The 9,548-nt window shown below is 66.8% G+C and carries 11 protein-coding genes; all 11 read right to left on the bottom strand.

The window, feature by feature from the left end; genetic code table 11:
• The coding region (locus AC3WL8_RS39215; RefSeq protein WP_492380188.1) for a carboxyl transferase domain-containing protein at nucleotides 1-665 on the bottom strand (665 nt) is incomplete at its 3' end.
• Between the two features lie 53 nt (nucleotides 666-718).
• Nucleotides 719-1,396: a glutathione S-transferase family protein gene (locus AC3WL8_RS39210; protein ID WP_013955261.1), complete on the bottom strand. Its 678-nt coding sequence runs from the start codon at nucleotides 1,394-1,396 to the stop codon at nucleotides 719-721.
• Entirely contained in the window at nucleotides 1,393-1,830 is a 438-nt protein-coding gene (locus AC3WL8_RS39205; protein WP_013955260.1) for a YchJ family protein, read from the bottom strand. The genes AC3WL8_RS39210 and AC3WL8_RS39205 overlap by 4 nt, the downstream gene beginning before the upstream one ends.
• A complete protein-coding gene (locus AC3WL8_RS39200; protein WP_013955259.1) occupies nucleotides 1,827-2,513 on the bottom strand; it encodes an HAD family hydrolase in 687 nt (228 codons plus the stop codon). The genes AC3WL8_RS39205 and AC3WL8_RS39200 overlap by 4 nt, the downstream gene beginning before the upstream one ends.
• The gene (locus AC3WL8_RS39195) at nucleotides 2,510-3,166 is read right to left on the bottom strand and encodes a 2-hydroxychromene-2-carboxylate isomerase (RefSeq protein ID WP_018314407.1); all 657 of its coding nucleotides are present in this window, start codon (nucleotides 3,164-3,166) and stop codon (nucleotides 2,510-2,512) included. The genes AC3WL8_RS39200 and AC3WL8_RS39195 overlap by 4 nt, the downstream gene beginning before the upstream one ends.
• Nucleotides 3,167-3,253: 87 nt before the next feature.
• Nucleotides 3,254-4,384 carry an acyl-CoA dehydrogenase family protein gene (locus AC3WL8_RS39190; protein WP_013955257.1) on the bottom strand — a complete coding sequence of 377 codons (1,131 nt, stop codon included), beginning with the start codon at nucleotides 4,382-4,384 and terminating at the stop codon, nucleotides 3,254-3,256.
• Nucleotides 4,385-4,414: 30 nt separating this feature from the next.
• Nucleotides 4,415-5,095: an SDR family oxidoreductase gene (locus tag AC3WL8_RS39185; RefSeq protein WP_013955256.1), complete on the bottom strand. Its 681-nt coding sequence runs from the start codon at nucleotides 5,093-5,095 to the stop codon at nucleotides 4,415-4,417.
• Nucleotides 5,096-5,188: 93 nt separating this feature from the next.
• On the bottom strand, nucleotides 5,189-6,367 hold the full coding sequence (locus AC3WL8_RS39180) for an acetyl-CoA C-acetyltransferase (RefSeq protein WP_013955255.1): 1,179 nt from the start codon (nucleotides 6,365-6,367) through the stop codon (nucleotides 5,189-5,191).
• A 50-nt stretch (nucleotides 6,368-6,417) separates the two neighbouring features.
• A complete protein-coding gene (gene can / locus AC3WL8_RS39175) occupies nucleotides 6,418-7,089 on the bottom strand; it encodes a carbonate dehydratase (protein ID WP_013955254.1) in 672 nt (223 codons plus the stop codon).
• Entirely contained in the window at nucleotides 7,086-8,921 is a 1,836-nt protein-coding gene (gene aceK, locus AC3WL8_RS39170; RefSeq protein WP_153957034.1) for a bifunctional isocitrate dehydrogenase kinase/phosphatase, read from the bottom strand. Before aceK ends, can begins: the two co-directional genes overlap by 4 nt.
• A 108-nt stretch (nucleotides 8,922-9,029) precedes the next feature.
• Nucleotides 9,030-9,548: acyl-CoA dehydrogenase family protein (locus AC3WL8_RS39165; protein WP_492380187.1), on the bottom strand; the 519-nt coding region annotated here is incomplete at its 5' end.

The raw sequence follows: 9,548 nt of genomic DNA, 5'->3' as shown, positions 1-9,548 counted from the left end.
GCGGCCTTCACCAGCGGCGGGCCGCCCAGGAAGATGGTGCCCTGGTTCTTGACGATGATGGACTCGTCGCTCATCGCGGGCACGTAGGCGCCGCCGGCGGTGCACGATCCCATCACCACCGCGATCTGCGGGATGCCCTGCTTGGACAGGTTGGCCTGGTTGTAGAAGATGCGGCCGAAGTGGTCGCGGTCCGGGAACACGTCGTCCTGGTTGGGCAGGTTGGCGCCGCCGGAATCCACCAGGTAGATGCACGGCAGGTTGTTCTCCTCGGCGATCTCCTGCGCGCGCACATGCTTCTTGACCGTCATCGGGTAGTAGGTACCGCCCTTGACGGTGGCGTCATTGCAGACGATCACGCATTCCTGCCCGGCCACGCGGCCGATGCCGGTGATGATGCCCGCGCCCGGCGCGGCATTGTCGTACATGTCGTATGCGGCCAGCTGCGACAGCTCCAGGAACGGCGTGCCCGGATCCAGCAGCTGCTGCACGCGCTCGCGCGGCAGCAGCTTGCCGCGCGACAGGTGCTTGTTGCGCGCGTCTTCGCCGCCGCCTTCGGCCAGCTTCGCGATCCTGGCCTTGAGGTCGGCCACCAGGGCCTGCATCGACTCGGCGTTGGCCTTGAAGGATTCGGAGCGGGCGTTGAGTTTGGTTTCCAGGGTGGGCATCTGTGTCTCTTCCTGCTTGATATTGGTTTTCGCCGTCCTGCCAGCGGCCGGGCTCAGCCTGCGTGCTTGGGCAGCGGGTGCCCCGGCATCAGGTCGTAGGGATGCTTCCAGCCCGGCAGCGCACGGATGCGCTCGGCCCAGGCGTGGATATGCGGGTACTCCTTGCGCCAGTGCACGCCGATCTCGTCGTCGAAGAAGACGTAGCCCGCCAGCGAGAAGTCCGCGATGCTGGCGCGCTCGCCCAGCAGGAATGCTCGCCCGGCCAGGTGCGCGTTGAGCACGTTCCACGCGCCTTCGCAGCGCGCGCGGAAGAACTCCAGCACGGCCGGGTCCGGCGACCTGGCGAAGTTGCGCATGAAGCGGTAGGTGGCGGTGTAGGAGGTGAACTTGTGGTTGTCGAACAGCAGCCAGCGCAGCACCTCGGCGCGCTCGGCCTCATCGCGCGGGCCGTAGGCATCGAGGCGCGTGGCCAGCGTTTCCAGGATGGCGCCGGACTGCGACAGGCGCTGGCCGCCGAACTCCAGCACCGGCACCTCGCCCATCACGTTGATGGCGCGGTACTCGGGCGTACGGGTCTCGCCATTGAAGAAATCGACGAAGCGCGGCTGCCACAGCTGCTGGCCGCGCTGCACGCCGACGGTTTCCAGCAGCAGCGCCACCTTGTAGGCATTGCCGGACTGGGCAAAGCAATACAGCAGGTACTCAGGCTCGTTCCGCTTCTCGATGCTCATGGTGCCTCCCCGATCATGTCCCCATCCACATAAAGCCAGCGGGGCGCCTCGCCGGGCGCGCGCGCTTCGCAGACAAAGCGGCTGCGCTCATGCAGCCGCTTGGCACGCCCGCCTACCTTGTAGCGCGCCACGAATTCCACTTCGGCATGCGTGTCGTCCTGCTGCGCATGCGCCTTCACCGTGAGCCCGAGCCAGCGTGTGGCGGTATCCGGCAACAGGTCGGCCGGGCAGGTCGATGCATGCCAGGTCTGCCGCAGCCATTCCATGTCGTTCAGCACATAGGCGCTGTAGCGCGAGCGCATCAGCGCCTCGGCATTGGGCGGCAGTGCCTCGCCACGATGGAAGCGGCCGCAGCAGGCGGCATAGTCCGCGCTGCCGCACGGGCACGGCACCGGTCCGGCCTTGGGCAAGCGGCCTGCCGCTTTCGCCGTCATCCCACCAGCTCCGGCAGGTCGCGCATATCGGTGAAGATGGTGCCCGCGCCGGCCTCGCGCAGCAGCGCGGCATCGTTGCGCTCGGCGTAGCCGAACACCGTCATGCCGGCGGCCACGCCCGCGGTCACGCCGGTCGGGCTGTCTTCCACCACGGCGCAGCGCGCCGGCTCCACGCCCATGGTGCGCGCGGCCAGCAGGTACACATCGGGTGCGGGCTTGCTGCGCGCCACTTCGGTGGCAGAGAAGATGTGCTCGCGCTCATCCTGCTGGAACAGCTCGACCAGCCCGGTCCTGGTCAGTTGCAGCTTGACCTTGATGCGGTCCGCACCCGACGCCACGCACACCGGCATGCCGGTGGCGGCGATCTTGCCAATCGCCTCGCGCACATGCGCCACCGCGACGACTTCGGCTTCCAGCACCGCGTTGCGGCGGGCCAGCCAGGTCGACAGCCAGTTCTCGGGCAGCGGCGCGCCGCGCATGCGCGCGATCATGTCCAGCTCCTCGCGCACGGCGCGGCCGAGGAACAGGCGCGTGGAGTCTTCCAGCGAGATCTCGATGCCAAGCTCGTTCAGCATCTGGTTGAGCACGCGGTTGACGATGGGCTCGCTGTCGACGAGCACGCCGTCGCAGTCGAAGATCACGCAATCGAATCGGCCGGAATGGCCACGGGTTGCTGCAGTCATGCGGGTTTCTTTTCCTTGGTGTCCAGGCTCGGCACGGCCCTGAGTTCAGTCTGGCGACGGCTCTTCAGGTGGGCCTCGACCTGGTCGAAGCGGTCGAAGCCCCAGAACGGCTCGCCGTCGATGATGACGAAGGGCGAGCCGAACACGCCCTTGGCCATCGCCACGTCGATCTCGGCCTTGAGCTGGTCCTTGATCTGGTAGCTGGTGGCGCCGGCATCCAGCGCCTGCACGTCCACGCCCAGCGGCTCGGCCAGCTTCATGATCTCGGCCGGCTCGGCGATATTGATGTCGTCGACGAACAACGCGCGGTACACCGACTTGGCAAAGGCCGTGGCGATGTCGTCGCCGTGGTGGTTCTGCAGCCACAGCATGGCGCGCGCGGCGTGCGTGGTGGGCAGCGGGAAATGCGTGGGGCGCTTGTATTCGATGCCGTGGAACCGCGCGGTGCGCTCGAAGTCGCGCCACGAGTAATCGCCCTTGAGCGGCAGCTGCGGCAGCGGCGAGGCGCCGGTGGTCTTGAACACCACGCCCAGCAGGATGGGATGCCAGGCGACAATGCGCCCGTACTTCTGCGCCAGGTCGTCGATGCGGGTGCTGGCAAAGTAGCCGTAGGGCGAAGAGAAATCAAAGTAGAAGTCGATCGCTGCGGTCATGTCGGGGCCCTTCTTGTTGTGGTTGCCGGGTCTGGAATCAGGGAAGCGCGCCGCCTTCGCGGCATGCACCCCATCGTACGCGCATAGCTAGGCCAGCGCGCGCGCGATCAGGATCTTCTGGATATCGCTGGTGCCCTCGTAGATCTGGCACACGCGCACGTCGCGGTAGATGCGCTCCACCGGGAAGTCGCTGACGTAGCCGTAGCCGCCAAACACCTGGATCGCATCCGAGCACACCCGCTCGGCCATCTCGCTGGCAAAGAGCTTGGCCATGGCCGCCTCCTTCAGGCAGGGGCGGCCGGCGTCGCGCAGCGCGGCGGCGTGCCACACCATCTGGCGCGCCACGTCGATGCGGGTGGCCATCTCGGCCAGGCGGAACTGCACCGCCTGGTGCTGGAACAGCGGCTGGCCGAAGCTCTCGCGCTCCTTGGCATAGGCCAGCGCCGCCTCGAACGCGGCGCGCGCCATGCCGATGCTCTGCGAGGCGATGCCGATGCGCCCGCCTTCCAGGCCCGACAGCGCCATCTTGTAGCCGCCGCCCTCGTCGCCCAGCAGGTTGGCCGCCGGCACGCGGCAGTCCTCGAACAGGATCTGCGCGGTGTCCGACGAGTGCTGGCCGAGCTTGTCCTCCAGCCGCGCGACCACGTAACCCGGGGTCGAAGTCGGCACGATAAAGGCGCTGATGCCGCGCTTGCCGGCAGCCTTGTCGGTCACGGCCAGCACGATCGCCACGTCGGCGTTCTGGCCGCTGGTGATGAACTGCTTGACGCCGTTGAGCACGTAGTGGTCGCCGTCGCGGACCGCGCTGGTGCGCAGCGCCGAGGCATCCGAGCCGACGTGCGGCTCGGTCAGGCAGAACGCGCCCAGCATCTCGCCGCGCGCCAGCGGCACCAGCCACTGCTGCTTCTGCGCCTCGCTGGCGAACGACATCAGCATGCTGCACACCGGGCAGTTGTTGACGCTGATGACGGTGGAGGTGCCGCCATCGCCGGCCGCGATCTCTTCAAGGATCAGCGCCAGCGACAGGTAGTCCAGGCCGGCGCCGCCGTATTCCTCCGGCACTGCCACGCCGTAGGCACCCAGCGCCGCCAGTTCGCGGTGCACGTCCTTGGGGAAGGTCTTGTCGCGGTCCCACTGCGCGGCCTGCGGCGCGATCACTTCCTGCGCAAACTGGCGCACGGCGTCGCGGATCATTTCCTGTTCGGGGGTCAGCAGCATGTCGGTTCGGTGATCAGTGTGCGGGCGCGCTTACCAGGGGATGGGCGTGCCGTCGTAGTTATGGAAGGTGCCGTTGTCGCGCCGCTTGACGCCAGCCAGCACCTGGCGCATGCCCTTGACGCTCTGCTGCACGGTCAGGTCGGCTTCCTGGCCGCCCATGTCGGTCTTGACCCAGCCCGGGTGCAGCGCGACGCAGGTGGCGTGGCGCGCATCGAGCGAGACCGCGCGCAGCGCCGCATTGGCGCCGGCCTTGCTGACGCGGTACAGCCAGCTGGTGCTGTGCTCCATCGCGGTGATGCTGCCCATGCGCGAAGACAGCACCGCCAGCACCCCGCCGTGGCCGGACTGGCCCGCTTCGACGTAGGGCAGCAGCAGCGGCAGCGCCATCATCGGGCCGAGCACGTTGACATGCATCACCTGGTCGAATTCCTGCGGCGTGACCGGCTGCGCGCCTTCGGTGCGGGGCCCCAGCACGCCGGCGTTGTAGATCGCCACGTCGAGGGCTTCGCCGTCGAGCTTCCAGCCCAGGCCCGCGACCGCGCCGGCATCGGACAGGTCGACCTGGTGAGCTTCGGCACCCAGCGCCTGCAGCGCGCCGACGCCTTCGGGCGTACGCGCCGCCGCGATGACGCGCCAGCCGTCGGCACGGTACTGGCGCACGAATTCAAGGCCGATGCCGCGCGAGGCACCGAGGATCAGGACGGTTGGCAAGGCTGTGCTCCTTTGACTGGCTACTTGGGTTCAGCGAACTGCCTGGATCTTGCGCCCCTCCCCCTTTATGAGGGAGAGGGGCGCAGAACTACGTCAGAGAATCTCAATACCGACCGCGGTTGCCTCGCCGCCGCCAATGCACAGGCTCGCCACGCCGCGCTTGCCGCCGGTCTTGCGCAGCGCGCCGATCAGCGTGGTCATGATGCGTGCGCCCGAGGCGCCGATCGGGTGGCCCAGCGCGCAGGCGCCGCCGTGGATATTGACCTTGTCGCGCGCGATCTTGAGGTCGTGCATGGCCGCCATCGGCACCACGGCAAAGGCCTCGTTGATCTCGAACAGGTCGACGCTGTCGGTGGTCCAGTCCAGCTTGCGGTACAGCTTGGCGATGGCCTCGACCGGCGCGGTGGTGAACCAGCCCGGCGCCTGCGCGTGGGTGGTGTGGCCGAGCATGCGTGCGATCGGCTGCAGGCCGAGCTTCTTCGCGGTGGAGGCGCGCATCATCACCAGCGCCGAGGCGCCGTCGTTGATGGACGACGACGAGGCCGCGGTGATAGTGCCGTCCTTGGCAAAGGCGGGCTTGAGCGAGGGGATCTTGTCGAGCTTGATGCGGCGCGGGCCTTCGTCGGTGTCGATCACGGTGTCGCCGCCCTTGCCGGACACGGTCACTGGCGCAATCTCCCAGCGGAAGTCGCCGTTCTCGGTGGCCTGCTGGGCGCGGCGCACGCTTTCCATCGCGAATTCGTCCTGCTGCTCGCGCGTAAAGCCGTACTTGGCGGCGCAATCCTCGCCGAAGGTGCCCATGGCGCGGCCCTTGTCATACGCGTCTTCCAGGCCGTCCAGCATCATGTGGTCGTAGATCATGCCGTGGCCGATGCGGTAGCCGCCACGGCCCTTCGGCACCAGGTACGGCGCATTGGTCATGCTCTCCATGCCGCCGGCAATGGCGATATCGAACGAGCCCGCGATCAGCCCGTCGTAGACGGTCATGGCCGCGCGCATGCCCGAGCCGCACATCTTGTTGACGGTGGTGCAGCCCACGCCCAGCGGCAGGCCGGCGCCCAGCGCGGCCTGCCGCGCCGGGGCCTGGCCCTGGCCGGCCGGCAGCACGCAGCCGAACACCACTTCTTCCACCTGCTCGGGCTTCAGGCCGGCGCGCTCAACGGCGGCGCGGATGGCCACGGCGCCCAGCTGCGGCGCGGTGACGCTGGCGAATTCGCCCTGGAACGCAGCCATCGGCGTGCGGGCGGCTGAAACGATAACGATCTCTTCCATGTCGGGTCTCCTGGATCGGTGTATGAAGAAGCGGTGTCGGGTGGGTCCGGTCAGCGGATCGACGCCTGCGGCGGATCGCCGTACTGGCGGTAGGCCGCGGCCAGCTGCTCGTGCAGTTCTTCGTTGCTGCTGGCGGCCATGCCCAGGTCGCGCAGCAGGCCGTCGGACACGCCGTAGACCCAGCCATGCACGGTCACGGCCTGGCCGCGGGTCCAGGCATCCTGGAGCACGGTGGTCTGGCAGACGTTGTTGACCTGCTCGATCACATTGAGCTCGCACAGCCGGGTATGGGCGTCGTCCTCGCGCAGCAGCGTGCCGAGATAGGCCTCGTGCTTGTCGGCCACGTCGCGCACATGGCGCAGCCAGTTGTCGGCCAGGCCGATGCGCTCGCGCTTGAGCGCGACCTTGACACCGCCGCAGCCGTAGTGGCCCACCACGGTGATATGGCGCACCTTGAGCACCTCTACCGCGAACTGGATCACCGCCAGCGCGTTCAGGTCGCTGTGCGCGATCACGTTGGCGATATTGCGGTGGACGAACACCTCGCCCGGGGCCAGGCCCAGGATCTGGTTGGCCGGCACGCGCGAATCGGAGCAGCCGATCCACAGGTACTCGGGCGCCTGCTGGTTGGCCAGGCGCATGAAGAAGGTGGGGTCTTCGGCGTTGACCCGGTCGACCCACTCGCGGTTGTTGCGGAACAGCTGGGCAATGGCGTCAGTCATGCGACCCTCCTTGCGGGACCAGGATCGGGAACGGCAGCCTGCACGCTGCCAGCTTCGCCGTAGCGGTGAATGAATCGCTCTGAACTGTGATAGGCAAAGAAGTCATGAACATGTCCGGCCAGGAGCCGGTCCTTGTGGCTCTGCCACATGGCAGGGTCGAAAAAGTCCGCATGGTGGCGCAGGAACGCCGCGCGCACGCGCGTGTCGCCCAGCAGGAAGGTGCGGAAGGTCTCGGGAAAGATATCGTGCGGACGCACCGTGTACCAGACCTCGCCCGACATCTCCTCTTCCTCGTTGCGCGGCTGCGGCACGTCGCGGATGTTGCAGTCGGTCAGGTACTCGATCTCGTCGTAGTCGTAGAACACCACGCGCCCGTGGCGCGTGACGCCAAAGTTCTTGTACAGCATGTCTCCCGGGAAGATGTTCGCGGCAATCAGCTCCTTGACGGCGTTGCCATATTCGATCACGCCGTGCTCGACCTGCGCGTCGGAGCCCTCCGTCAGGTAGATGTTCAGCGGCGTCATGCGGCGCTCGATATAGACGTGGCGCACCACGATCTCTTCGCCGCCGTCCTTGCCGCGCTGGTATTCGATCATCGACGGCGCGTGCTGCTCGAACTCGCGCACCAGCGCATCATCGAAGCGCGAGAGCGGGAAGGCCACGTCGGAGTACTCCAGCGTATCCGCCATGCGGCCCACGCGGTCGTGCTGCTTGACCAGCTGGTACTTGGACTTGACCAGCTCGCGCGTAGTTTCCTTGGGCGCCGGGAAAAAGTCCCTGATGACCTTGAACACGTACGGGTACGACGGCAGCGTGAACACCAGCATCACCAGCCCGCGGATGCCGGGCGCAACGATGAACTTGTCCGACGAATGCTGCAGGTGGTGCAGGAAATCGCGGTAGAACAGGTTCTTGCCCTGCTTCTGCAGGCCCAGCGAGGTATAGATCTCGGCGCGCGGCTTGCGCGGCATGATGTCGCGCAGGAAGGTCACGTAGGCCGACGGAATCTCCATGTCGACCATGAAGTAAGAGTGCGTGAACGAGAACAGGATCAGCAGCTGTTCCTTCTTCAGCAGCACCGTGTCCAGCATCAGCTTGCCCGAGGGGCCGTGCAGGATCGGGATTGCCAGCGGGAAGGTGTGGTCGCCGTTCAGGATGCGGCCGATGATGAAGGCCGCCTTGTTGCGGAAGAACAGCGACGACAGCGTATGGATCTGGAAATTCGGCGCGATGCGCAGGTCGCCGAAATGCTCGCTGACCGCGCGCACCACGTAGCCGATATCGCGCGGCAGGTCCTCGAACGGGCTCTCCAGCTGGAAGTTGTGCACGATGCGCTCGAAGCACGCGGCCATGCCCTCGCGGCTGCCCGGGTAGTAGGCGCGGAAGGTCGGGCGCGTGGGCGATTCCTCGTTCTCGATGTACTCGGTCGAGATCGCCGGGCGCACGAAGATGAAATCGTTGTTGAAGTACGAGCGGTGCAGGATGCGCGTGCAGACCGAGTTGAAGAAGGTCTCGGCCAGCTCGGGCTGGTGGTGGTTGGTCAGGAGGCCGATGTAGTGCAGCTTGATCTGCTGCCAGATCTCGTCCTCGATGTTCTCGGCGTCGTACTCGTCTTCCAGGATCACGCTCGATTCGCGCACGCGCTCGTTGTAGAACGCAATGCGGTCGCGCTGAATCTGCTGCAGCCCGTGCCAGTCGCCGGCCTCGAACTTGAGCTTGGCCTGGTGGCTGACCTCGCGGAACAGGCGGTAGTGCTTGTCGAACCCGTCGAGCATCGTTCTCGCCACATCGAAGGCAATCTGCGAGGAGAGCAGTTTGGGGAAGTGGGACATGGGTCGACGGGGGCCGGGGGCAATACTGCGAGAGGTCTTGCGACGGGTACTGAGATTGTAATGGGGTTCGGGCGGGGGCTCCGGGTGATTTCGGCGCCCCCTTGCGCTTTACATGGTCTCCGCGAACAGCTCGCGGCCGATCAGCATGCGGCGGATTTCCGAGGTGCCGGCGCCGATCTCGTACAGCTTGGCGTCGCGCCACAGCCGGCCGGCGGGGTATTCATTGATATAGCCGTTGCCGCCCAGGATCTGCACGGTCTCACCCGCCATCCAGGTGGCCTTCTCGGCGGTGTACAGGATCACCGCGGCGCAGTCCTTGCGCACCTGGCGCACGTGGCCGCTGCCCAGCGCGTCCAGGTTCTTGCCGACCGTGTACAGGTAGCTGCGCGCGGCCTGCAGCGTGGTGTACATGTCGGCCACCTTGCCCTGGATCAGCTGGAATTCGCCGATGCTCTGGCCGAACTGCTTGCGGTCGTGGATATACGGGGTAACCACGTCCATGCACGCCTGCATGATCCCGACCGGGCCGCCCGACAGCACCGCGCGCTCGTAGTCCAGCCCGCTCATCAGCACCTTGGCGCCGCCGTTCTCGGCGCCGAGGATGTTCTCGACCGGCACTTCCACGTC

It is taken from the genome of Cupriavidus sp. FW305-F7, assembly GCF_058782875.1.
This window is presented reverse-complemented; position numbering and strand designations above follow the sequence as displayed.